The organism is Bacteroides uniformis, from assembly GCF_025147485.1.
GTDB classification, from domain to species: domain Bacteria; phylum Bacteroidota; class Bacteroidia; order Bacteroidales; family Bacteroidaceae; genus Bacteroides; species Bacteroides uniformis.
Window position 1 is genome coordinate 2,564,551 of the sequence record NZ_CP102263.1, and the last position, 26,282, is coordinate 2,590,832.

A 26,282-nucleotide genomic window follows, 5' to 3' on the forward strand; every position below is an offset into this window, starting at 1 on the left:
ATGTTAGATAATCTGAAGAAATATAAGGTGATTCTTGCCTCTAACTCTCCGCGAAGGAAAGAATTGCTGGCTGGTTTGGGAGTGGAATATGAAGTAAGAACTTTGCCCGATGTGGACGAGTCTTATCCCGAAACGTTGCGGGGAGCGGATATTCCTCTCTACATATCCAGGGAAAAGGCAGATGCCTACCGTGATATGATGCATCCGGACGAATTGATGATTACAGCAGATACCATTGTCTGGCTGGATGGACAAGTTCTCGGAAAACCCAAGAATAGGGAAGAAGCTATGCAGATGTTGCGCGACATGTCCGGACGTACCCATGAAGTGTTTACCGGTGTATGCATCACTACCACTGAGTGGCAACGCAGTTTTGCGGCGGCAACAGAAGTGCGTTTTGCCAAACTGAACGAAGAGGAAATTGCCTATTATGTGGACAAATACCACCCCATGGATAAAGCCGGAGCTTATGGTGTACAAGAGTGGATTGGATTCATCGGGGTGGAAAACATATCCGGGAGTTACTATAATATAATGGGGCTCCCCGTACAGAGGCTGTACAGGGAGTTGTTGGAGGTCTAAACCAGATCCATCATTAGAGGGATATCTTTTTCACTGATTCCTTGTCTGACAAGTGTTTCTTTGTCTTTACCGAACATTTCTCTAAAAATCTCCTGCCCGCCATATTCCAAAGCTGCTTTACTGTAAAGTTCTGCAGCTTTTTCTATTTTGCCCGTTCTCCAAGCAACATGTCCGGCATTGAGATAGTCTGCTGCGAGTGGTTTGGAGGCGAGTATCTTTTCGTAATACTTCATTGCTTGCTCATACTTGCCGTTGACAAACGAACACCAGCCTATAGCACGCCATGCTTTGATACAATTGCTTTCGATGAAATCAAGCTTGAAGAAATATTGCAGAGCCTCTTCATATCTTTCCAGTTCGGCAAGGCAGCTTCCGGCGTAGAAAAGGATATTATGGTTTTCCGGCTGGATTGCCTCCACTTTCTTGTAGTATTCCAGTGCAGAGGCAAAGTCCCTTATCTGCCTGTAGCACGTAGCGAGATGGCGGATTGTCCAGACATGGTCGGGCTTTAGTACATCGGCTTTCAGGTAGGCGTCTATCGCTTCCTTATACCTCTTTTCCTTTTGCAGGCAATAGCCAGCCTTTTGGAAAATGTCTGCATTTGCATGGTTCAAGGCTATCAATTCCTTATAAAGCTCCAATGCTTCTGCCGGGTGTTCTTTGCGGAAGTGGAAATCGGCGATGGTAATCAGCAGCTCGGGTTTGCACAGAATATCTTTGAGTGCCGGGATACGGTGCAGGGCAATCTCTTCCTTGAAGATGTCACGGAACTCGTGTCTGCGCTGGCTTAACTTGAAGAAACGGTATAAGTCGTGGACATACTGGTTGCTGATGACATCCGGTCGTTCGGCATACTGCCGTAAAGCGGAAGATTTGCTTTCGTCCATGAGTGCATCCAAATCCTGGGAAGTCATCTGGCTGAGCATCATCGTACGCTGTGACTGTGGTATATGTGCCATTGTAAAGCAAAGGGAATACTTGTCACTATTGCAGAAGAAACCGGATTGGAGGATAAGGGAGAGGATGGCATTGTCTCCGGTAGGCTTGAATCCGAATTCCTTGATGATGCTGGAGTGATGCATGTCGAACGGATAGAACCAGTTGTACGGTTCCTTAAAGAACGGATAAGTCTTGAGTTGTGCAAACGTACTCATATAGACGTCAGCGCCTTCCAGCTGTAATTCGTTCATCTCCCGTATCTTGTCTCCCAGTCCGGAACTTTCAAAAGCTTTCTCCCAATCCGGATTAAGATCGTTTTCCTCAGGGTTCTCTTCAAAACCGAACTTCATGTTGCGCATGATGTTCACATTCCTCATCATCTCCGGAATGATTTCTTCACGCATCTTCTTGTCTATCTTTTCCGTTTCCTGGCTACGGAGCAGCTCGATGTAAATACGGTTCAGTTGCTTGCCGAAACTGCCGTCTTCGTTGAGCAGGGAAAGGCGGGCTGTCAATTCGGGATAAAGCGACAGACGGGTGGGATGAAAAAGAAGTGCGAAAGCGATACCTACCAAAGCCCGTTGGTTTACTTGCGTATTTGCATGCGTTACGGCGTCTAGCAACCATGAGAATTTGCGGGTATCGAAGCATTCCATCAGACTGAGCATGACGGCACTGGTGAACAGGCACAAATCATTGACGGGAAGCATTTCTGATTCCAGTAATCCTTTGGCTTGCTGTTCGTCTTCTGCAGACCAGTCACTGTTACTCCATGTGGAAAGGAAAAGAACCTGGGCGGTTTGTTCGTGCCGTTGCAGTACGGCGTCCATGCCTTGGTTATCCGGCATCAGCTGACAAACGGCCAGGTCATCAGGGAAAGATTCCAATACCTTCTGCAGTGCGGCAATATTGTATTCTTTGGGGAGGCGTTCCCGGTTATTGCGCAGGGAATGGTAATAGTGCGTGGAAACTCCGTCAAGGAGAGACAGACGTGCCTGGTCAGCGACTTCCCAAGTTTCGGTCAGAATCTGGCGATATAGTTTCTGTCGTTCAGGATCGTCGATTCCCTGGCGCATGTATTGCAGCATGTACTGATAGGATGTCTGAGCTTGTTCCAAGCGGTTGCGGAGTGTCCAGTCACCGCTGTTCCAAAGAAAGGCTTCCAGTTGGGATTGTGCTTCCTTCAGCCGTTGCTGCTTGAGTAGAGTAACGATATGCTGATATTGTTCTTGTATGGCTTGTTCGTTCATAAATCAGTCTCTTTTTGGGTATGTATCTTATAAAACTACAAAAAGGATGCCAAAAAGTTCATAAATTTCCATTTCCCCAGCTCAGAAACGAACTTGCAACTGTGCTTGAAGCAGGTTTGAGTTTTCTCCTTTATGGCGGTTACAGTATGTATACTGGGCTTGCAGACGGCATTTGGGATAGAACCAATACTGTACACCTGCTACATAATTGGTCTGTTTATCGGAAATAGTTTTATTTTTGTTGAAATAGTCATAAGAGGCTATTACGTCAAATTTGGGAAGCACATGGGCAGATACGGTTGCATAGTAACCGTCACTTTTAACGTGTCCGTCTTTTCCGGCCAAGTATTCTGTACGTACATCTACGGATTTTGTTTTGATGGTGGCACCTGCCGACCAGCGGTTTCGGGTGTAATTCTCTCCTATGGCTATGTCTGGATTAATGGAAGAAACGGCTACGGCGCATCCTTTCCCTTTAACAAAGGAACCGCCGACGGACAACCATTTCAATGGATGTACCATAAGGCTGCCTACAATATCTTTCTGATTGTTTTTATCTTTTAGGTTGATGCCTTGTCCGTTCATGATGGCAAGGTTATAAGTCATCAAAGAGTCGAACAAGTCTCCATAAATTAACAATCCCATATCACGACCGCTTGCAGAGCCATACAACGGATCACTGCCATTGATACCGGCCAGGTAATTGACGGCTTGAGAATAACAGTTTATTAATTCGACAAAGCAGGGAGACATCGGGTTCTCAATGGTATACATGGTTTTGAACTGTCCGATACGTGCTGTGAGTTGAGGGAGAAAGCGGTATTCCGTGTAGGCTTCCAGAATTTTTCCGGTATTGGCAAAGCTGTACATGAAGTAAGCCGACCATTTATCGGTGATTTTACCGCGCGCCATAAAGATAACTCTCTTTATATCGAAAGTATTGCTGGTACCTTCGCCCGCATCATCGTATGTATATCCCACTTGGGCATAGCCGGAGAGTGAAATGCGGTCTTTTAAAGTGTTGACTACATCATTCAGACAAGCATCTTGTGCTTTCAGGATGCATGTGGCTGATAAAAGGATGCAGGATAGTAGAATTCGTCTCATTATAGGGATGGATAGTAGTAAAAAAGGCAACCCTTTTTTCAAAGAGCTGCCTTTGGGTGTTATTTTGCTTGTTTTTATTCGTTGATAGCAGCGATACCCGGAAGGATTTTTCCTTCGATTGCTTCAAGCAATGCACCGCCACCGGTAGATACGTAAGACACGCCGCTTGCCAAGCCGAACTTGTTGACACAAGCTACAGAGTCACCGCCACCTACGAGTGAGAAAGCACCGTTCTTGGTAGCTTCTACGATAGCTTCGCCTACAGCGCGTGAACCGTGAGTGAAGTTCTCGAATTCGAATACACCCGTCGGACCGTTCCAAAGGATAGTCTTGGAGTTCTTGATGACATCTGCAAAGATCTTTTCAGTCTCAGGACCGATATCAAGACCTTCCCAGCCATCAGGAATTTCGTCAACCGGGCAGAACTTGGTGTTGGCATCGTTGGAGAAAGAATCGGCAATCTTGGCATCAACAGCCAAAACAAGGTTTACGCCTTTTTCTTTTGCTTTCTTCACCAGGTCAAGAGCCAAATCCAGTTTGTCATCTTCGCAGATAGAAATACCGATTTTGCCGCCCATGGCTTTGGTGAAAGTATAAGTCATACCGCCGGCAATAATCAGGTTGTCTACCTTGTTCAGCAGGTTTTCAATGATTTCAATCTTGGAAGAAACTTTGGAACCACCCATGATGGCAGTAAACGGACGTTGGATATCGTTCAAAACTTTATCAACAGCCTTTACTTCTTTTTCCATCAGGTAACCGAACATTTTGTTGTCCTTGTCGAAATATTTAGCGATCAATGCAGTAGAAGCGTGTGCACGGTGAGCGGTACCGAAAGCGTCGTTTACATAGCAATCTGCATAAGAAGCCAATTTCTTGGTGAATTCTTTCTGGCTTTCCTTAACAGCAGCTTTGGCAGCCTTCTTTTCTTCGTCTGTAGCATCTTCAGCCAAACCGCGGGGTTTGCCTTCCTCTTCAGCGTAGAAACGGAGGTTCTCGAGCAACAACACTTCACCCGGTTGCAGAGCAGCAGCCTTTACGGCAGCTTCTTCGCCCATACAGTCGTTAGCAAATTGCACCTCAACACCCAACAACTCTTCGAGATGCTTCAGAATGTGCTTCAAGGAGAACTTGTCAGCCGGGCCTTTCGGACGACCGAGGTGAGAACCGATAATTACACTACCGCCATCGGCCAAAATCTTCTTCAATGTAGGAAGAGCGGCACGCATACGGGTATCATCTGTAATGTTGAAGTTTTCGTCCAAGGGTACGTTGAAGTCCACACGAACGAATGCCTTTTTTCCGGCAAAGTTAAATTGATCAATTGTCATAATACTCTATTTTATTTAAAAGTGTTACTAATTTCTTTTTAGTGAGCGCAAAGTTAGCATTTATTTCTTTTTTTTGCTATGAAACCGTTGTTTATTCTTTGTCTTTGCCGCTCTCTTTGCTAACTTTATATTTCTGGCAGTAATATTTGCACATTAATTGCAAACCGCAGGTATCACATTGTGGAGTACGTGCCTGGCATACATAGCGACCGTGCAGGATAAGCCAGTGGTGAGCTATGGGGATGTCTGTTTCCGGTATATGTTTTACCAATTCTTTTTCGACACTGAACGGAGTTGTACATTTATCTGATACGAGACCCAGGCGATGGCTGACGCGGAACACGTGTGTGTCTACTGCCATAGCCGCTTTATTGAAAACAACGGATTGGATGACATTGGCTGTTTTGCGGCCTACGCCGGGCAGTTTTACCAGTTCTTCAAGGGTATCGGGTACCTCACTGTTGAATTCTTTCACCAACATCTGTGCCATGCCTACAAGATGTTTAGCTTTGTTGTTGGGATAGGAGACGCTGCGGATATACTCGTATACCACGTCGGGAGTAGTAGCGGCGAGTGCTTCGGGAGTAGGGAAGTCCCGGTAAAGGGCGGGGGTAATCATATTGACGCGTTTGTCCGTACATTGTGCAGAGAGAATAACTGCTATCAACAGCTCGAACGGATTGTCATAATGCAACTCTGTTTCGGCTACGGGAACGTTCTCCCTAAACCAAGCAAGGATTTTTTCATAACGCTCTTTCTTTCTCATCTTAATTTGTTTTTATGATAGTGAGGAGATACTTTCAGATTGAAATAGAAGATGGAGATAACCGTGAGGCAGGCTCCGAAAAAATATGCCATATCGAATGAGGTAATCTGTGCGATATAACCTCCTGCTGTCAGACCTATACCAATGCCTACATCCCATGAAGTCAGGTAGGTAGAGGTGGCTGTTCCGCGCTGGTTGTTGGGGGCCAGGTTTACGAACAGCGTATTGAAGGCGGGGAACATCGTCCCGAAGCCTACTCCCAATAGGAGGGCAACCATAAAAAACAATATGTTTGTCAGTTCCGGGACGGTCTTCATCAGTAGTCCGCAAGCGGACAATATGAAGAAACAGCTACATACCAGATATAGTCCTAAAGTTATGACTTGGGTGATACGTCCTTTATCCACTTGTTTGCCGGAGAACATACGGGACACTGCCATGCCGACGGCCATAAAAGTAAAAAACAATCCGGAATTCAAGGTAATTCCTATTTCTTTGGCATACATGGCTACATAAGTGCTTGTCATGCCATATGGTATGGAGAGCAATAGCAGTGCGATTCCTGCCGGGATACCTTTCAGCAGCACAAAGCGGTCCAATGAGATAGGTTCTCGTTTGACTGGTTGTTTGGGTGGGGTCTTGACGAGGCATGCGGCAACAAAACCGATAGTTCCTGATATGAGCGAGCAGGCAAAAATCGTTTCAAAGGAATATATGTCATGCATGAAAAGACCAATCATCGGGCCGAAGCTCATGGCTGTATTGTTCATCAGTCCATAATATCCTACGGCTTCGCCGCGACGGGACGAAGGGGTAATGTCAATCACAATTGTATTTCCCGCTACGGTCACCATTCCAAATGCAAGGCCGTGGACAACCCGCAACATGATGAATAAAGATAGGACTCCCGCTAACATGTAACCTGCGAAAATGGTGATAAAGATGAAGTATGCCACCAGATAAAGAGGCTTGCGGGCTAGCGTGTCGAGCAGGTATCCCGAAAACGGGCGTATGCAGAGCGAGGCAATGGTGTAGCATGACAAGATGACACCTACTGCTGCATTTCCGGTATGGAATACCTCAGTCAGGTAGAATGGAAGAACCGGTAGTATCAGATAAAAGGCAAAATACAAAAGGAAATTGGCAGCCAGGATAAGGCAATAGCCGGAAGTTACAAGTTTGTCTTTTGCCATAGCGAAAAATAGTGGTTAGCGATGAGTGGTTAGCGATGAGTGATTAATGATATGCTGAAAATGCGCAACTTATTAATCACTAATCACTAGCCGTTATTCACTATATTTAGTAAGCGCTCTCGAATTCTTTCAGGAAGCGTGTGTCATTTTCAGAGAACATACGAAGGTCTTTCACCTGGTATTTCAAGTTGGTGATGCGTTCTATACCCATACCCAGGGCATACCCGCTATACACTTTACTGTCTATTCCGTTCAGCTCCAATACATTCGGATCTACCATACCGCATCCCAGAATTTCTACCCAACCCGTATGTTTGCAGAAAGGACAACCCTTGCCGCCGCAGATGTTACAGCTGATGTCCATTTCGGCACTCGGCTCGGTGAAGGGGAAGTAGGAAGGACGCAGACGAATCTTGGTGTCACTGCCGAACATCTCTTGAGCAAAGAGCAATAAGGCCTGCTTCAAGTCAGTGAAAGACACATTGCGGTCTACGTATAAGGCTTCTACCTGATGGAAGAATGCGTGTGCACGGTAGCTGATGGCTTCATTACGGTATACACGTCCCGGACAAAGCACGCGGATAGGAGGCTGTGTAGTCTCCATAACACGGCTTTGCACGCTGGATGTGTGTGTGCGAAGAATGATGCTGTGCGATACGTTTTCTGTATCATTTTCGATGAAGAATGTATCCTGCATGTCGCGTGCCGGATGGTCTTCGGCAAAATTCATGGAGGAGAATACGTGCCAGTCGTCTTCCATTTCCGGTCCATCGGCGATATTGAATCCCATACGGGCAAATATATCGATGATTTCGTTTCTCACGATGGAGAGCGGATGGCGGGTTCCTAATTCTATCGGGTAGGCTGAACGGGTCAAGTCAATATCGTCACAGCCGGTATCTTGGCTTTCGAACTGTTCTTTCAAAGCGGCAATCTTTTCTTGTGCTTTGTTTTTCAGTTCGTTCAAGCGCATACCCACCTCTTTTTTCTGTTCGGCGGCTACATTGCGGAAATCTGCCATCAAGTCATTGATGGCTCCTTTTTTACTGAGGTACTTGATGCGGAGTGCCTCTAATTCCTCGGCGTTAGCGGCTTTCAGCGCCTCTACTTCCTGCAGAAGCTGATTGATTTTAGCTATCATATCGTTGTTATCTTATTTATTTTCTAAGTTAAAAACGGTGCAAAGATACAATATTATCATTGTTTTGCCTCCACTTGGGGAAGATAATTTGGTATCAGTGGTACAAAATTTTATGTGAAGAAGAAATGATAGAGGATGGGAGAAAAAATGATATATATGTAAAAGTCTTCATATTGTTTATGGAAAAAACATAAATGAGCGTTGTTTAGTGACTTTTAAAATATACTTTTCGTATCTTTGCGCCCCGTTTACTGTTCTATGGAGGTAGAACAAACTGGCGGTTGGTATTTATTAACATACGTCAAAGAGAGAGAGTTAACGGAGTAATTGTTGCATTAAAGTTAGAGTTTGAATTGATGAAATTGAAGACAATACTGCCAGTCGTGGCAGTTGCGGGAGTACTCATGTGTGAGCCTGCCGTATTGTTGCATGCCGGTACATCTGATTTTGCTTCTCCCGAAGCTATGGGATGGTTCCGTAAGAAAAAGAAGAGTGAAACCAAGGACAGCGTTCAATCCAAGAGCGACTACGAAAAATTGACTGGTTCCGATGCTATTGCCCGCAAGGGAATGTTCAATGTTTACCAGAAGAAGAGCGATTATTACTTTGAAGTGCCGGCAAGGCTGTTGGGACGTGATATGCTGGTAGTAAATAAATTACAACGTGTGCCTTCCGAACTGAATGAGGCGGGTGTGAACCGTGGTACGAATTACGAAAATCAGATGGTGCGTTTTGAATTGGACAAGGCTGCCAACAAGCTGTTGGTACGTCAGAGCCGTCCTCTTCCGTTGGCACCGGACGAGGATGCCATACGGCAGTCCGTACTGGATAATTATATTTCTCCGCTGATAGCCGGCTTCAAGATAGAGGCATTCAATAATGACTCTACCATGATAGTGGTCAAGGTCAACGATATTTATGATGGTACGGAGACGAGTATCAATAATGTCTTTACGAATATCAACCTGGGAACTTCGGCCATCAAGAATCTCTCCCGCATTTTATCTATCAAAGCTTTTGAGAACAATGTGGTAGCTACTTCCGAGCTGACAACTAAGGTGACTGAGGGAACAACGACTGTGTTTGTTACGGTCGAAGTCAGTTCCTCTCTGTTGCTGTTGCCGGAGAAACCGATGATGGGACGTCTGGATAGTCCGCGTGTAGGTTATTTTACTAATCCGTTATTAAATTACAGTGACGGTCAGCAGCGTGTAGACAAGAAACCGTTCATCACCCGCTGGCGTCTGGAACCGAAACCGGAAGACCGGGAGCGTTACCTTCGCGGTGAATTGGTGGAACCGGCCAAACCGATTGTGTTCTACATCGAGAACTCCACTCCCAGTCGTTGGCGGAAATATATCAAGCAGGGAATCGAGGATTGGCAGGCTGCTTTTGAACGTGCCGGATTCAAGAATGCCATCGTTGCAAGGGAGTTGACGGACAGCATGAATGTGGATAAGGATGACGTGAACTACTCCGTGCTGACCTATGCCGCCTCCACCAAAGCCAATGCCATGGGCCCCTCTATCCTCGACCCCCGTTCGGGTGAGATATTGGAAGCGGACATCATGTGGTGGCATAATGTGCTGGGCATGCTTCAGGAATGGATTACAGTGCAAACCGGTGTCGTACGTCCCGAAGCAAGAGGAGTAAGGCTGCCGGATGAACTGATGGGTGATGCCATGCGTTTTGTGGCATGCCATGAAGTGGGTCACTCGCTGGGCTTGCGTCACAATATGATTGCTTCCTGGACTTTTCCGACAGATTCCCTGCGTTCCAAAACATTTACGGACCGTATGAATACCACTTCCTCCTCTATTATGGACTATGCACGTTTCAATTATGTGGCACAGCCGGGTGACGGCGTTACGGCACTTTCTCCCCATATAGGCCCGTATGATATGTTTGCCATAGAATACGGTTATCGTTGGTATGGTAAAGAAACCCCAGAAGCAGAGAAGGACTTGCTTGCCGACTTTCTGAGCCGTCATGCAGACCGTTTATATAAATATAGTGAGGCGCAGGATGTACGTGATGCCGTAGACCCGCGTGCGCAGAATGAAGATTTGGGCGATGATGCTGTCCGCTCGTCTCTGCTGGGTATTGAGAACTTGAAGCGTATTGTTCCTCAAATCATCCAATGGACTACTACCGGCGAGAAAGGACAGACTTATGAAGAAGCTTCCCGCCTATACTATGCGGTTATCAACCAATGGAACAATTATCTTTATCATGTATTGGCAAATATCGGTGGTATCTATATAGAGAACACGGTTGTGGGAGACGGACAGAAAACCTATACCTTTGTGGAGAAAGAGAAGCAGCAAGCAGCCTTGAAGTTCCTGCTGGATGAAGTGCTGACCTATCCCAAATGGCTGTTCGACACAGAAGTGGGAGAGTACACCTACTTGCTGCGCAACACTCCGCTGGGCGTAGTGGAAAATGCACCGACACAAGTGTTGAAGAATGCCCAATCCTATATCCTTTGGGATTTGCTGGGCAACAACCGCCTGATGCGTATGTTGGAGAACGAATCGGTGAACGGCAAAAAGGCTTTCACGGTGGTAGAGCTGATGGATGGCCTGCATCGCAACATCTTTGCCACTACGGAACGCGGTGCCTTGCCGGACGTCATGACACGCGCCTTGCAGAAGAACTTCGTAGATGCACTGATTACAGCAGCTGCCGAAAGCGAAGGAGTGAAAATAAACAAAAAACTGATGGACAACCACTTCTTGCTGGACCATCAGACTGCCCTTTGCAGCTGTGACGAGCATGCCGGTAAGACTTTGGATGCCGACCGTATGGGTGCACACCGCGAACTGAACTTCTACGGTTCGCAGATAAACCGCGTATCTGATGTCATCTCCGTGAAGCGTGGTGAGTTGCTTCGCATCAAAGAATTGCTCCAAAATCGTCTGGGTGCATCGGATATAGCCACTAAATATCATTATAAGGATTTGATTTTGCGTATCAATACTGCATTAGGAGTAAAGTGATTTTTCTTTTCAATAGAGTATTAATTAATTTTATATGTAACGCATGAAAAAACGTGTATTAATCGTTTTGCTATGCTTTGTAGGAGCTTTGTCATCTGCTTTTGCTGCAGAGAAAAAAGTCCAGGGCGTAGTAATATCTTCAGAGGATAACCTACCGCTTATCGGTGCTTCCGTTTATGTGACTGCGGAAGACTTGAAAAAGGCGGGGAGTGCTCAGACTACAATGGGGGTCATCACTGATGTGGATGGTCAGTTCTCTATCGCTATACCTGCGGGGATAACCCGTTTCTTTTGTAGCTACGTGGGATATGACGTATTGGAAGTGAAGCTTGTTCCGGGAAAGGAACATTATGAAATAACACTTCATGCATCTTCCCAAATGCTCGATGCCGTTGTTGTGACGGGTTACCAGACAGTGGAGCGCCGCAAGCTGACGGCAGCGGTATCCAAACTGGATATATCGGACGAGACCATCGGTGCAGTAAAAAGTATCGACCAGGCACTTGCCGGACAAATTGCCGGACTTTCTGTCAGCCCGACTTCCGGTGCTCCGGGTGCTCCGGCAAAGATACGCATTCGCGGTACTGCTTCATTGAATGGTACACAAGACCCTTTGTGGGTGCTGGACGGCATTCCTTTGGAGGGAACGGATGTTCCCGAACCGGATGAGCTGAATGACATCACCAACATGAAGCAATCTTCCATTGCAGGCCTGAATCCGGCAGATATTGAGAATATCACCATCCTGAAGGATGCGGCAGCCACTGCCATCTATGGTGCGAGGGCAGCCAATGGCGTCATTGTGATTACAACAAAGAAGGGTAAGGTCGGTAAACCGGTTATCAATTTCTCGTCCCGGTTTACCTATACTCCTACATTGAGCCTTGACCGGTTGAACTTGCTGAACTCAGCGGAGAAAGTAGGATTGGAAATGGATATGATCCGTAATAACTATTCTCCGGACAATCATAAAGGAGGCGTATATAATATTCTTTCCAATTACAATGAGTTGTCTGCTTTTCAGAATGGAGGATGGGATGCCTTGAGCAGTGATACACAAGCTGCCATCAACCGTTTGAAGAGTGTTAATACAAACTGGGGAGATATCCTTTTCCGCGATGCTTTCAGCCAGGAATATAACTTGAGCCTTTCCGGCGGTACGGAAAGGGTTACGTATTATACCTCTTTCGGCTATTATAAAGAGGATGGAAATGTGGACGGTGTGGGTATGGACCGTTTCAACTTGGTAGGAAAGACTTCCTATAAGGTGAACAGTATACTGAAAGTGGGTGCCTCCATGTTTGCCAACCGTCGCAAAAATACCAATTATCTGACAGATGCATACGGTATGTCGAATCCCGTGTTCTATTCACGCAAGGCTAATCCGTATTTTGAACTTTATGACAAGAATGGCAACTATAATTACGACTACGATATTCAGAACAACACTGATAAGGATTTAGGATTCAACATCTTTGAAGAACGGCAGAACACGTCTAATGAAAGCGTGGTGAATTCTTTTTCATCTATATTTGATGCGGAGCTACGGTTCAATGACAAGTGGAAGCTGACTTCCCAGTTTGGCTATCAGTTGGAAAAGACTTCCAGAGAAGAAATAGCGGACTGGGAAAGCTATGCCATGCGCTATTACTATAAGTTGAGCGAATACTCCCAGGGCGGAGAAACCAAACACTTCCTGCCCGAAGGAGGTATGCAGAAGTCTTATGAAAACTCCAATTCACAGATTACTTGGAAGGCGATGGGAGAATATCGCGACAGTTTCAATGATATTCATGAACTGGAAGTGATGGCGGGTACCGAGCTGCGCAAGACCTGGTATGAAACCTTGTTCTCGGCAGGGTATGGCTTCGACCGCAAGACGTTGACGACCAAACCGGTGATTTTCCCCAACGAAAGTTACGCCACGTCTTTCCCGCTCCATCAGACAACGTATAAGGAGAATGCTTATGTATCTTTCTACTCTACGGCCTCTTACTCTTTGTTGAACCGCTACACGGTGGGAGGAAGTATCCGCTTTGACGGTTCCGACCTTTTCGGTGTGGATAAGAAGTACCGCTATCTTCCTCTTTATTCTGTCAGTGCCTTGTGGCGTCTGTCACAAGAACCGTTTATGCAGCAGGCCAAGTGGGTGGATAACCTGGTGTTCCGTGCATCTTACGGTCTGCAGGGAAATATTGACAAGAATACTTCTCCGTTCCTGTTGGGTACATATCGGTCGGAAAGTATTTTGCCCGGAGTATCGGAAGATGTAATTATTATTAATTCCGCTCCCAACAAGAAGTTGCGTTGGGAAAAGACGCAGTCTGTCAATGCCGGCTTTGATTTTTCTGTATTGAACCAGGCTATCAATCTGAGCGTGGACTATTATTATCGTAAGGGTACCGATTTGATAGCTTTGCGCATGCTTCCTCTGGAGACGGGCTTTACTTCAATGAACGTCAACTGGGCAAGTATGGAGAACAAAGGTGTGGAAATCAGCTTGTCTACCCGTAACATAACGACAAAAAACTTCTCCTGGTACACAAATTTCAATTTTGCCTATAACGGTAATAAGGTATTGCAGGAAAACATACCGGAGCAGCAGACCACTCCGGGACGTGAAGGCTATCCCGTAGGGGCAATTTTCGCACTGAAGACTGCGGGAGTGAATAAGGAAACCGGTAATATGATGTTCTATAATCCGGAGGGAGAGAAAGTGACCTTGAAGGAGCTTTACCGCCTGAAGGACGAGTGGGGGATAGGTATTGCCTCTTCCGATGTAACTGCAGCCGAAGAGAGAACCTTTTATTCGTATATCGGGAGTAGCGATGCTCCTTATACGGGAGGTTTGATTAATACCTTCAGCTATAAAAACTGGGAGCTGAATGTCAATTTCTCTTTGACGTTTGGCGGGTACGTACGTACGCAGCCCTCTTATGACATCATTAATCCGGATTATGGCAAGAACTATAATGCGGATGTGCTGAACCGCTGGACTCCGGAAAACCCGAATGCGGAGCTTCCGGCATTTATGCTGAGTGCTTCCAACCCGGAAGAGTACTCCTGGTATGATTCTAAAACCATCTGGAGGGATTTGGATATCTGGGTGAAGAAGCTGAACTACGTACGTTTGCAGAATCTGCGTCTGGGTTACCGTATCCCTGAGCTCCTGACAAAGCGTTTGGGAATGAACTCGGCAACGGTATCTATTGAAGGACGCAATCTCTTCGTGTTTGGTTCGGGATATAATAACTACATGGATCCGGAGTCGATGTACAATCCTTATGCAACTCCCGTACCCAAGTCGGTTACATTCAGTTTGAACTTGAATTTCTAACTTCAAAAGCAGAAAGAAAATGAAGAAAACAATAAGTCTGATGATAATGGCCTGCATGCTTCTGCTTGCGGCATGCGACAACTATCTGGATATACAGCCTACCGGTAGTGTCATTCCCAATTCTTTGGCTGAGTATAGAGCGTTGCTTGCCCGTTCTTATAAGGACGTGAGTAAATTCAGTGACCGGGGAATGGCTTGTTTCCGTTCCGACGAGATGCAGGTTCGGGATAATGAATATGACCAAAATTATTATATGGATATAGAGCGCTGGAACGACCTTGCTCCCAATGCCTATACCTCATCGTTTGAATGGGCCAAGTATTACAATGTGCTTTTTATTGCCAATCACGTTATTGAGAGCAGAAGTGATATTAAGGAAGGCACTGAGGAAGAGATAAATCAGCTTGTAGGAGAAGCGTATATGCTCCGTGCTTATGTACATTTCTTATTGGTAAATCTTTATGGACAGCCCTATACTAAGGAGGGAGCTTTGGATACCAAATCGGTACCGCTGAAATTGGATACGGATTTAGAGAAAGTCCTGAAACGCAATACGGTGGAAGAAGTTTATACTTCCATCCAAGCAGATATTGACGAGGCACGCAAACTGGTCATGAAGGCAGAATGGGAACAGAGATATTCATATCGTTTCAATGCGGCTTCGGTAGAGGCGTTTCAATCACGCGTATCCCTTTATAAGGGCGAGTGGCAGGCGGCTTGGGATGCTGCTGAGGCAGTGCTTGCCGTGAAGTCTGTATTGGTAGATTTGAATGATGCCGCTGCAACTCTTCCTAACAGTTATAATTCCGTGGAAAATATTACTCCACTGGAGACACCTCTGAGCAGTACAATCAATGGGGCTGCTCTGGCTACTCCGGTTTTTCTCTCCCTTTATGCTGAGAACGACCTTCGGCTGGACAAATATTTTGCTGAAACGGATGAAAAAGGTTTCCGGAAGAATAAGAAGGCGGGAAGCAATAACTACTTGTGTACTTTCCGTGTGGGTGAAATATATCTGACGGCTGCTGAGGCTGCTGCCCGACTTGGAGAACTGTCTCAAGCACGTACTCGCCTGCTGGAACTGATGCGGAAACGTTATGCACCGGAGGCCTACGAAGCGAAATCCGTTGTTGTCAATGCCATGGATAAGGAAGCGTTGGTACAGGAAATATTAGATGAACGTGCCCGTGAACTTGCTTTTGAAGGACATCGCTGGTTTGACCTTCGTCGTTCCACCCGTCCGCGTTTGGAGAAAGTGCTTGATGGTACGCGTTATGTACTCGAAGAGAATGATGCCCGCTATACATTGGCCATTCCGAAAGAAGCCATAGAAGCCAATCCGGGATTGCTGAACTGATAAAGATAAAACTCCCCGATTCTGTATTGACGAGAATCGGGGAGTTTTGTCTTTATGTGGATTGGATATGTATTTTTTACGTACCTTTGCACCGTTTTTTGTAATAGACAGTATAAGATGATACAGAATCAGAGACCTCCTATCCGTAGAATTGCTTTTCCTATTCTTATAGCATTGAGTATTTCGCATTGTTTGAACGATATGCTGCAATCGGTTATTTCGGCAGTATACCCTTTGTTCAAGGAGGATTTATCCTTGAGTTTTGCCCAGATTGGTCTGATTACGTTAGTGTATCAGATGTCGGCGTCCGTGTTTCAGCCTCTAATGGGATTGTTCTTTGATAAGCGCCCCATTGCCTGGTCATTGCCGATAGGTATGGGCTTTACTTTGGTCGGTATCATGAATCTGGCTTTTGCTACTAATCTGTATTGGTTGCTGGCTTCGGTATTCATTGTGGGTATCGGTTCGTCTGTACTCCATCCGGAGGCGTCACGTATTACTTTTCTGGCTTCCGGCGGAAAACGCGGACTGGCGCAGTCTCTGTTTCAAGTGGGTGGGAATTTGGGAGGCTCGCTTGGACCGTTACTGGTGGCTTTGCTGGTAGCTCCTTACGGGAGGCATCACATTGCCTTGTTCACGGTTTTTGCCTTGATTGCCATCGTGGTGATGATTCCTATATGTCGTTGGTTCCGTTCCTACTTGAACCACATCAAGAAACGCCCGATGCTTGTGGCAGGAAAGATAGAACGCCCTCTTTCCTCAAAGATGACGGTGTTTGCCATAAGTATTCTGCTGATACTTATCTTCTCCAAATATATCTATATGGCAAGTTTGACGAGCTACTATACATTCTATCTGATCCATAAATTTGGTGTTACTGTTCAGGCTTCACAGCTTTTCTTGTTTGTCTTCCTGGTAGCCACTGCCATCGGAACATTGGTGGGAGGTCCCGTAGGTGACAGGGTAGGACGTAAATATGTCATCTGGGCTTCCATTCTTGGAACGGCTCCATTTAGTATGATGATGCCTCACGTAGGGCTTGCATGGACAGTAGTGCTGAGCTTCTGTGTCGGTCTGATGCTTTCTTCCGCTTTTCCTGCCATATTGCTGTACGCCCAGGAATTGCTACCCAATAAGCTGGGGTTGATTTCCGGGTTGTTCTTTGGTTTCGCTTTTGGAATTGCCGGTATTGCTTCGGCTGTATTGGGAGGCATGGCTGATAAATATGGTATAGAGGCTGTTTATAATGTATGTGCCTTTATGCCTTTGTTGGGGTTGGTGGCTTGCTTTCTGCCTAATTTGAAGAGGAGATAAAGTTTTTTTATTCCCATTGTCAGCCATACGGAAAGAACGAAAGGTGCGGTCAATGTAATAATTCCCCAACTCATTCCCACAATTTGCAATACAACAGAGAGTAAAACGGAACATACAGCCCATATAAGCTCATCCAGCTTTTACCTCCTAAAGCAATGGCACACAATACGCCATTATATCCCATCAGGCCTATATTCAAAGCTTCGGAATCTGCTCCCAATAATATGGCTAGGGGGAGGGGGAGAAGTACCCCCAATATGGTATATACTGCTGCATTCCGAGAATTCACGAGAATGCCTGCAAGGAAAAATAGTCCGGTCATTATGTTTCCTTGAAACATCACCTGGCCTATACTCATACTGAAACATTGTAAGTAATTTATGGAGGAAGAAGCAGGTGTTTCTGTATCAGAGACGAGTAGCATGTCAGGCATCAGCCAACTGCACAATCCCAGCAGCATCCATACAGAAAGGATAAAAAGGGTAGTGAATCCGGGCAACATGCGTTGCATGTTGAAAAACCGTGCAATGTAGGTAGATGCACACGAGGCAATAGCCATTAGTATCAAGGAATTTACAGTCAGATGCATAAAGACCCCTACGGCTATTCCTACCAGTGTACCGTTAAAACCATATAATCCATTTTTTATATCATCACGGTCATATCCTGAGATACGGCCTGTTGATGTACTTATTATGTTGCCACTTACAGCCAATAGGCCCATTTGCCATGAATTCAAAAAGATTCCAATCAGCATCAATAATCCGGACAATGCATTGTTTTGGAACATGACTTGCCCTATGCCACGTCCTAAAATAAGTAATGACTTGTGTGTAAAAGCTTCTTTCATGAGTTGTCGAATGAAAATGGACTATATGTAAATTTATAGCTCGTTAATACGTACAAAAAAAACGATTAGACTAATCTAACCGTTTTAATTTTTGTGGAGCGTATGAGACTCGAACTCATCACCTCGACACTGCCAGTGTCGCGCTCTAGCCAGATGAGCTAACGCCCCGTTGCCAACGTTTGCAGGCTTGCTTTCGTTTTTGATGGTGCAAATATAATGCATTATTCTGAAATAATTGCTATGTTTGCGAAAGAATTTGAAAAAATAAGTTATGCTGATATATAATACCACTTATCATGTAGAGGAAGGAGAAGACAAAAACTTCCTGATATGGATGCAGGAACACTATCTTCCCGAGGTAGAAAAGAACGGAACATTGTATGCTCCACGTATAGCCCGTATCTTGAGTCATATTGAAGAAGGAAGCATCTGCTATTCTGTTCAGTTTGAGGTGGAAAACTCTGCCAAACTGCATCGTTGGCATCAAGAGCAAGGAGTGAAACTGAACGAGGAATTACTGAATATCTTTAAAGATAAAGTGATTGGCTTTCCTACATTGATGGAGGTAATAGTGTGATACAACCGGTCAAAGAGAAAATTATATTGGGTATAGACCCTGGTACCACCATTATGGGGTATGGAGTATTGCGTGTGGCAGGTGTCAAGCCGGAAATGATAGCCATGGGAATTATCGACCTCCGCAAATTTGGAGATCACTATCTGAAGTTACGCCATATTCATGAACGGGTACTGAGTATCATAGAGAGTTATTTGCCTGACGAGCTCGCTATTGAGGCCCCTTTCTTCGGAAAGAATGTACAGTCCATGTTGAAGTTGGGGCGTGCGCAAGGCGTAGCAATGGCAGCTGCTTTGAGCAGGGATATTCCCATTACGGAATATGCTCCTTTAAAAATAAAGATGGCCATCACCGGAAACGGACAAGCATCCAAGGAACAGGTGGCAGACATGTTGCAGCGTATGCTGCATTTTCCTAAAGAGGATATGCCTACTTTTATGGATGCAACGGACGGGCTTGCTGCTGCCTATTGTCACTTTCTGCAGATGGGGCGTCCCACGGTGGAGAAAGGCTATCATGGCTGGAAAGACTTTATTGCCAAAAATCCGGATAAGGTGAAGAAGTGATAAGAATTGAAATGTAGAATCTAAAAATAATATCATGAAATTGAATGAACTTGCTATCATTGGAGTGGCTGCAACGACGGTTGTAAGCTGCACTCCCGCGAAGACGGAGTATGCTTCGTACGAACTTTACCCTGTCCGTTCGGGTAGTCTGACAGAGATGGAATATACACCTGCTGCCACGCAATTCACATTGTGGGCACCTACGGCGGATGAAGTTCGCCTGATGTTGTTCGAAGCAGGAGACGGAGGGCATGCCTATGAAACTATTTCAATGGAATCCTCTGAAGAAGGAACTTGGAAAACTAAAGTTGAAAAGGACTTGATAGGTAAATTCTACACATTCAATGTGAAAATCAATGATAAGTGGTTGGGGGACACTCCGGGTATCAATGCCAAAGCTGTAGGGGTGAATGGAAAGCGTGCCGCCATCATCGACATGAAATCCACGGACCCCGAAGGATGGGCAGATGATAAACGTCCGGCATTGGCCTCTCCTGCCGATGTGATTCTTTATGAAATGCACCATCGTGATATGTCCATCGACCCGTCGTCGGGTATTGAGCATAAAGGAAAGTTCCTGGCATTGACAGAACAAGGAACGGTAAGTCCCGACAAGCTGGCAACCGGCATTGACCATCTGAAAGAATTGGGAGTGACACATGTACATCTCCTTCCGTCTTATGACTATGCCTCCGTTGATGAGACAAAGCTGGACGAGAACAAGTATAATTGGGGATATGATCCGCAGAATTACAATGTGCCTGATGGCTCTTATTCTACCGACCCCTACAAACCGGATGTTCGTATCCGGGAATTCAAGCAGATGGTGCAGGCTTTGCACAAAGCAGGTATCCGTGTTGTTCTGGATGTGGTGTATAACCATACTTTCAATACATCCGACAGTAATTTTGAACGTACAGTGCCGGGATACTTTTACCGTCAGCGACCGGACGGAACGTATGCAGACGGTTCGGCTTGTGGCAATGAAACTGCCAGCAACCGTCCGATGATGCGTAAATACATGATAGAGTCTGTATTACATTGGATTAATGAATATCACATTGACGGATTCCGTTTTGACCTGATGGGTATTCATGACATCGAGACAATGAACGAAATCCGTAAGGCGGCAACGTCTGTAGATCCGACTATATTTATATATGGTGAAGGATGGGCGGCATCGGCTCCACAGATGGCGGAAGATTCTCTGGCAATGAAAGCCAATACTTATAAGATGCCGGGTGTTGCTGCTTTCTCTGACGAAATGCGTGATGCTTTACGCGGTCCGTTTAATGACAATCATCAAGGTGCTTTCCTTGCTGGATTGCCGGGAGGAGAGGAGAGCATAAAGTTTGGTATTGTAGGAGCCATCAGGCATCCGCAAGTAAATAATGACTCTGTGAATTATAGTAAGGCTCCGTGGGCGGAACAACCTACACAGATGATCAGCTATGTTTCCTGCCATGATGATATGTGCTTGGTGGATAGGCTGAAAGCAAGTATCCCGGGTATTACTCCCGTAGAATTGGCAAAGCTTGACAAACTGGCGCAAACAGCCGTATTCACTTCCCAAGGTGTACCGTTTATTTATGCCGGTGAGGAAGTGATGCGTGACAAGAAGGGAGTACACAATAGTTTTGAGAGTCCCGATTCCATCAATGCGATTGATTGGAGACGAAAGGCGGAGCATGCAGATGTATTTGCTTATTATAAAGGGTTGATACAGCTTCGTAAGAAGCATCCGGCTTTCCGTATGGGTGATGCGGATTTGGTGCGTAAGCATTTGGAATTTCTACCGGTTGACGGCAGCAATGTGGTGGTTTACCGTCTGAAAGAAAATGCCAACGGTGATGCATGGGGAGATATTATACTAGTCTTGAATGCCCGTAAGGAGCCTGCCAAACTTACCGTACCCGAAGGTAAATATACAGTGGTCTGCAAGGATGGCTTTATCAATGAACAAGGTTTGGGCACACTGTACGGCCCCGAAGTTGTTGTTCCGGCCCAATCGGCACTGATTATGTATAAATGATGATTGGATGATGCAACAACATACAATACACATAGCGGGGGGCGTAGTACGCAACCCGCTTGTTCGTTTGACAGAGCCTGTCACCCTTGATTTCCTGGCAGGAGAACACATTGCCATTGTAGGACCGAACGGAGCCGGAAAGAGCCTCCTGGTGGATATGCTGACGGGAAAGTATCCTTTGCGTGATGGTGAGCTTACCTATGATTTCTCTCCCTCCCTCACGAAAACTGCCTATGACAATATCAAATACATTGCTTTCCGTGATACTTACGGTTCTGCCGATGCCAATTATTACTATCAACAGCGTTGGAATGCCCACGACCAGGAGGATGCTCCGCTAGTACGCGAAGTGCTGGGAGAGGTAAAAGACGATGTCTTGAGGCGGCAGCTATTTGAACTTTTCAGCATAGAGCCGATGCTTGACAAGAAAATCATTCTTCTCAGCAGTGGGGAGCTGCGCAAGTTTCAGTTGACTAAAGCTTTACTGACTGCTCCCCGAATTCTTATCATGGACAATCCTTTCATAGGACTGGATGCGCCTACCCGTGAACTGCTTTTTAATTTGCTGGAGCGGCTTACCCGGCTGGGCGAGTTGCAGATTGTCCTTGTGCTTTCCATGTTGGATGACATACCTTCATTTATTACACATGTTGTGCCGGTAGAGGACATGAAGGTGGGCGAAAAGATGGAACGTGAGGAGTATGTGCAGGCATTCTGTGCGGGCAATCAGATGCGTATTCAGGAAGAGGCCGGAGCGTTGGAGGAATTGCAGCGGCGTATTCTCGATTTGCCCTACGAACATGCGAATTTCACTTCGGACGAAGTGGTGAAATTGAACGGGGTTAGCATCCGTTACGATGACCGTACCATTCTGAAGGAGCTGGATTGGACAGTGATGCGTGGTGAGAAGTGGGCGCTGAGTGGCGAGAACGGTGCCGGCAAGTCTACCTTGCTTAGTTTGGTTTGTGCGGATAATCCGCAGTCATACGCCTGCGATATCAGTCTTTTCGGACGGAAGCGCGGAACGGGGGAGAGTATTTGGGAAATCAAGAAACACATCGGTTATGTCAGTCCGGAAATGCATCGTGCTTATCTGAAGAATCTGCCTGCCATAGAGATTGTCGCTTCCGGTCTGCACGACAGCATCGGATTGTATAAACGTCCTCATGCCGAACAGATGTCGGTATGTGAGTGGTGGATGGAGATTTTCGGTATTGCCGCCTTGAAAGACAGTCCTTTTCTGCAACTCTCCAGCGGGGAACAGCGTCTGGCATTATTGGCACGTGCTTTTGTCAAGGACCCGGAACTGCTGATATTGGATGAACCGCTTCATGGACTCGATACATACAACCGCCGTCGGGTCAAGAAGATTATAGAGGCATTCTGCCATCGTCGGGATAAAACGATGATTATGGTAACCCACTATGAGAATGAATTGCCGCAAACAATTACTAACCGTTTATTCTTGAAGCGAAACCGCTGACCGAATAATAATTACGTCAAGCAAAGATAATAAAGGACTGGCGGGAACCATTTATGGTGTAAATCGTTATATTTGTAATATCAACCATCTAAACATTTATATCATGAAGTTTTTTATTGATACGGCAAATTTGGAACAGATTCGGGAGGCCTATGACTTGGGCGTACTCGACGGAGTTACCACGAATCCTTCGCTTATGGCAAAAGAAGGTATCAAGGGAGTGGAGAACCAGCGAAAACACTATGTGGACATCTGCAACATTGTGCAGGGAGATGTGAGTGCCGAGGTGATAGCCACCGACTATGAAGGTATGATTAAAGAGGGTGAAGAGCTGGCAGCCTTGAATCCGCATATTGTAGTGAAGGTACCTTGCATTGCAGAAGGTATTAAGGCCGTTAAATACTTCTCGGGCAAAGGTATCCGTACAAATTGTACTCTGGTATTTTCTGTCGGTCAGGCATTGCTTGCAGCCAAGGCAGGTGCAACGTATGTTTCTCCGTTTGTGGGGCGTCTCGATGACATCTGTGAGGATGGCATTGCATTGGTTGCGAAGATTGTAGAGATGTACCGTTATTATGGATATACCACCCAGGTACTTGCCGCCTCTATCCGTCATACGGCACATATCATGCAGTGTATAGAGGTGGGTGCTGATGTGGCTACTTGTCCGCTTTCGGCCATTAAGGGTTTACTTAATCATCCGCTGACCGATTCCGGTCTGAAGAAGTTCCTTGAAGATTACAAACGCGTGAACGGATAAACTTAAAATATCCTATAAGCCTATCTTTCAATGTAATTATTGACTAATATTGGTGAGAAATAGAATAAAAAGATTTATTTTTGCACCTTATATTTAGATATACAATAAGGCACCGATGAAAGATAGGCTCATAGGATTTATTAAGACATACTGCTTGTTTGTCTGCATTTTTGTGTTGCAGAAACCACTATTTATGCTGTTTTACAAATCGCTGTATCCGGATGCCTCGTGTGCGGACTGGTTCAGTGTCATTTGGCATGGGTTACCTTTAGACCTATCTCTGGCTGGTTATCTGACAGCTATTCTCGGTTTTCTTTTCATAACCTCTGTATGGACACTTTCTAAATCCCTTCATCGCATCTGGTGCGGCTATTTCCTCTTCATTTCAGTACTTATCTCCATAATTTTTACTGTCGATTTAGGATTATACGAGTATTGGGGGTTCCGTTTGGATGCTACTCCGTTATTCTATTTCTTTTCCTCCCCTAAAGACGCAGTGGCCAGTGTCAGCATTTGGATGGTGCTGGGGGGAATTGTGGCAATGGCTGTTTATGCTGTCGTGCTGTATGCTGTTTTCTACGGCATCTTGCTGCAGAAGAAGCTGTTGCTGCGGATGAAACTGCCTTATCGTCGCCTGAAGGTGTCAGGTATATTGTTGCTGATGACGGGGTTACTGTTTATTCCTATCCGTGGAGGCTTTACAGTATCTACCATGAATGTGGGGAAAGTCTATTTCAGTGCCGAGCAGCGTCTGAACCATGCAGCTATCAACCCTGCATTCAGTCTGATGGAATCTCTTGCCAAGCAGAAGGACTTCAGCAAGCAGTACCGTTTTATGGAAGCTGCGGAGGCCGACCGGCTTTTTAAAGACATGCTTGAACCCGCAGGTGCCGGTGGTCAAACGGAAGAGACAGATTCTGTGCTGCAACCTGCCGATTCACTGCATACTTTATTCAATACTCAGCGTCCCGATGTACTCTTTGTGATTCTTGAGAGTTTTTCCTCCAGGTTGATGACAGCTTTGGGAGGTGAGCCGAATATTGCCGTCCATCTGGATAGCTTGAGTAAGGAAGGGGTGCTCTTTACGAACTTCTACGCCAACAGTTTCCGTACGGACCGTGGGCTGGTGGCTATCTTGAGTGGCTATCCTGCCCAGCCCACTACTAGTATTATGAAGTATCCCCGTAAAACGCAGTCCATTCCTGCCATTGCAGGCAGCTTGCGGAAGGCGGGTTATGGTACCAAGTATTATTATGGCGGTGATGCCGACTTTACCAATATGCGTTCCTACCTGATGTCATCAGGCTTTGAAGACATTGTTTCCGACCAGGATTTTCCCGTAACGGAACGTTTAAGTAAGTGGGGGGCGCACGACCATCTCGTATTCAACCGTCTGCTGGAAGACTTGAAAGCCGAAGCTGCCGAAGGAACTGCCGAAGAGAAAACTCCTCATTTCCGTGTCTTGCAGACCTCCAGCAGCCACGAGCCTTTTGAAGTACCTTTCCGTCGTCTGGAGAATGACCGGCTGAACGCCTTTGCCTATACGGATAGTTGTGCAGGCGATTTTGTAAGACAGTTCCGTGAGCTTCCCCAGTGGAAGAATACGGTGATTGTGTTTGTTCCAGACCACTTGGGAGCTTATCCCGAACATATCGACAATTTGTCGGTAGAACGCTACCGGATACCTCTGTTGATGGTGGGCGGTGCTGTCCGAGAGCCGAGGCGCATTGACGTCTATGGCTCGCAACATGATATTGCAGCCACGTTGCTGGCCCAATTGGCGCTGCCCCATGATGAGTTTGTTTTCAGTAAAGATATGCTTAATCCCGCTTCCCCTCATTTCGCGTTCTTTACCGTACCCGATGCTTTCGGTATGGTGACAGCGGACAATCAAGTGATATTCAATTGCCAGGCGGGTACTGTGGTAGTGGATGAGGGCACAGCAAAAGGGAAGAACCTGCCGTTGGGCAAAGCCTATTTGCAAAAATTATATGATGATATAGCCAAAAGATAACGTATGACAGCACTTATGGACGCCTTGCAAGGGGCAATAGATGTAGACACAAACATATTTTTTTCCATCAATCGGATGCACAACATGTATTTCGATTATTTTATGAGCGCTTATAGCGGTAAGTGGGTTTGGATTCCCATGTATGCTGCCATCTGGTATGTGATGTTGCGCAATTTTCATTGGAAGGTCACACTGTTTTGCATGATAGGCCTTGCGCTCACCATTACTTTTGCCGACCAGGCATGTGCCACTTGGATACGTCCCTATGTGGAGCGTATGCGTCCTTCTAATCTGAATAATCCCATTTCGGAGATGGTGCATATCGTCAACAATCATCGTGGAGGGCGTTATGGTTTTCCTTCGTGTCATGCCGCCAATACCTTCGGATTGGCGTTTTTCCTGTTCTTTCTATTCCGCAAGCGGTGGCTTACTCTTTTCATTATGGCCTGGGCGTTGCTGACGTGCTATTCGCGCGTATATCTCGGTGTGCATTATCCGGGTGATTTGTTGGCAGGGACTATTGTGGGGCTGATTGGTGCCTGGCTGATTTACCGCTTGTTTGTGAAGGTTAGCGGATATAAGCGTGTCGAGCATGTCACTCATGTCTATGCTCCTATATGGGTAGGGTTGCTGACGATAGCGGGGATGCTGGTTTATGCCGGAATACGGATATTGTTGTAGATG

Annotated in this window: 18 protein-coding genes, 1 tRNA gene and 1 pseudogene; 12 read left to right on the forward strand and 8 right to left on the reverse strand. The window is 46.0% G+C overall.

Annotated elements, in window-relative coordinates:
• Positions 1-582 carry a Maf-like protein gene (locus NQ510_RS09925; protein ID WP_008663872.1) on the forward strand — a complete coding sequence of 194 codons (582 nt, stop codon included), beginning with the start codon at positions 1-3 and terminating at the stop codon, positions 580-582.
• On the opposite strand, the gene NQ510_RS09930 is transcribed toward NQ510_RS09925, so the two are convergent.
• From NQ510_RS09930 to pheS, 6 genes are all read right to left on the reverse strand, one after another.
• Positions 579-2,771, reverse strand: a complete 2,193-nt coding sequence (locus NQ510_RS09930) for a tetratricopeptide repeat protein (RefSeq protein ID WP_005826360.1) — start codon at positions 2,769-2,771, stop codon at positions 579-581. The two genes, NQ510_RS09925 and NQ510_RS09930, sit on opposite strands and share 4 nt — an antisense overlap.
• Before the next feature lie 81 nt (positions 2,772-2,852).
• On the reverse strand, positions 2,853-3,878 hold the full coding sequence (locus NQ510_RS09935; protein ID WP_005826362.1) for a porin: 1,026 nt from the start codon (positions 3,876-3,878) through the stop codon (positions 2,853-2,855).
• A gap of 74 nt (positions 3,879-3,952) precedes the next feature.
• Positions 3,953-5,212, reverse strand: a complete 1,260-nt coding sequence (locus NQ510_RS09940; RefSeq protein WP_085929901.1) for a phosphoglycerate kinase — start codon at positions 5,210-5,212, stop codon at positions 3,953-3,955.
• Between the two features lie 88 nt (positions 5,213-5,300).
• Positions 5,301-5,975 (reverse strand): endonuclease III, encoded by a 675-nt coding sequence (nth, locus tag NQ510_RS09945; RefSeq protein WP_005826369.1) that lies wholly within the window; start codon positions 5,973-5,975, stop codon positions 5,301-5,303.
• Positions 5,972-7,168, reverse strand: coding sequence for an MFS transporter (locus tag NQ510_RS09950; protein ID WP_005826370.1), 1,197 nt, complete (start codon positions 7,166-7,168; stop codon positions 5,972-5,974). Before NQ510_RS09950 ends, nth begins: the two co-directional genes overlap by 4 nt.
• A 106-nt stretch (positions 7,169-7,274) precedes the next feature.
• On the reverse strand, positions 7,275-8,309 hold the full coding sequence (pheS, locus tag NQ510_RS09955; RefSeq protein WP_005826371.1) for a phenylalanine--tRNA ligase subunit alpha: 1,035 nt from the start codon (positions 8,307-8,309) through the stop codon (positions 7,275-7,277).
• Between the two features lie 356 nt (positions 8,310-8,665).
• On the opposite strand from pheS, the gene NQ510_RS09960 reads away from it, so the two are divergent.
• The 4 genes from NQ510_RS09960 to NQ510_RS09975 all read left to right on the forward strand — a co-directional run bounded on the left by NQ510_RS09960 (position 8,666) and on the right by NQ510_RS09975 (position 17,316).
• Complete coding sequence (locus tag NQ510_RS09960) at positions 8,666-11,308, forward strand: zinc-dependent metalloprotease (RefSeq protein WP_034525498.1); 2,643 nt, start codon at positions 8,666-8,668, stop codon at positions 11,306-11,308.
• Between the two features lie 43 nt (positions 11,309-11,351).
• Positions 11,352-14,645: a SusC/RagA family TonB-linked outer membrane protein gene (locus tag NQ510_RS09965; RefSeq protein ID WP_005826375.1), complete on the forward strand. Its 3,294-nt coding sequence runs from the start codon at positions 11,352-11,354 to the stop codon at positions 14,643-14,645.
• A gap of 19 nt (positions 14,646-14,664) precedes the next feature.
• Entirely contained in the window at positions 14,665-16,002 is a 1,338-nt protein-coding gene (locus tag NQ510_RS09970) for a RagB/SusD family nutrient uptake outer membrane protein (protein WP_005826376.1), read from the forward strand.
• 117 nt (positions 16,003-16,119) lie between these two features.
• On the forward strand, positions 16,120-17,316 hold the full coding sequence (locus NQ510_RS09975; RefSeq protein ID WP_005826377.1) for an MFS transporter: 1,197 nt from the start codon (positions 16,120-16,122) through the stop codon (positions 17,314-17,316).
• Here NQ510_RS09975 and NQ510_RS09980 read toward each other — a convergent pair.
• Positions 17,244-18,166 (reverse strand): annotated as a pseudogene (locus tag NQ510_RS09980) (urea transporter). The gene NQ510_RS09975 and the pseudogene NQ510_RS09980 overlap by 73 nt on opposite strands.
• 94 nt (positions 18,167-18,260) lie before the next feature.
• Positions 18,261-18,334, reverse strand: a tRNA-Ala gene (locus NQ510_RS09985).
• Between the two features lie 103 nt (positions 18,335-18,437).
• Between NQ510_RS09985 and NQ510_RS09990 the strand changes: the two genes are divergently transcribed.
• The 7 genes from NQ510_RS09990 to NQ510_RS10020 all read left to right on the forward strand — a co-directional run bounded on the left by NQ510_RS09990 (position 18,438) and on the right by NQ510_RS10020 (position 26,279).
• A complete protein-coding gene (locus tag NQ510_RS09990) occupies positions 18,438-18,743 on the forward strand; it encodes a DUF4286 family protein (protein WP_005826379.1) in 306 nt (101 codons plus the stop codon).
• Positions 18,740-19,309 carry a crossover junction endodeoxyribonuclease RuvC gene (gene ruvC, locus NQ510_RS09995; RefSeq protein WP_005826381.1) on the forward strand — a complete coding sequence of 190 codons (570 nt, stop codon included), beginning with the start codon at positions 18,740-18,742 and terminating at the stop codon, positions 19,307-19,309. Before NQ510_RS09990 ends, ruvC begins: the two co-directional genes overlap by 4 nt.
• A gap of 34 nt (positions 19,310-19,343) precedes the next feature.
• On the forward strand, positions 19,344-21,341 hold the full coding sequence (pulA, locus tag NQ510_RS10000; RefSeq protein WP_005826382.1) for a type I pullulanase: 1,998 nt from the start codon (positions 19,344-19,346) through the stop codon (positions 21,339-21,341).
• 10 nt (positions 21,342-21,351) lie between these two features.
• Entirely contained in the window at positions 21,352-22,824 is a 1,473-nt protein-coding gene (locus NQ510_RS10005) for an ATP-binding cassette domain-containing protein (protein ID WP_034525505.1), read from the forward strand.
• 103 nt (positions 22,825-22,927) lie between these two features.
• A complete protein-coding gene (gene fsa, locus NQ510_RS10010; protein WP_005826385.1) occupies positions 22,928-23,584 on the forward strand; it encodes a fructose-6-phosphate aldolase in 657 nt (218 codons plus the stop codon).
• Between the two features lie 115 nt (positions 23,585-23,699).
• Complete coding sequence (locus tag NQ510_RS10015; RefSeq protein WP_005826386.1) at positions 23,700-25,598, forward strand: LTA synthase family protein; 1,899 nt, start codon at positions 23,700-23,702, stop codon at positions 25,596-25,598.
• A 3-nt stretch (positions 25,599-25,601) separates the two neighbouring features.
• Complete coding sequence (locus tag NQ510_RS10020) at positions 25,602-26,279, forward strand: phosphatase PAP2 family protein (RefSeq protein ID WP_005826387.1); 678 nt, start codon at positions 25,602-25,604, stop codon at positions 26,277-26,279.
• The last annotated feature ends 3 nt before the right edge of the window (positions 26,280-26,282 follow it).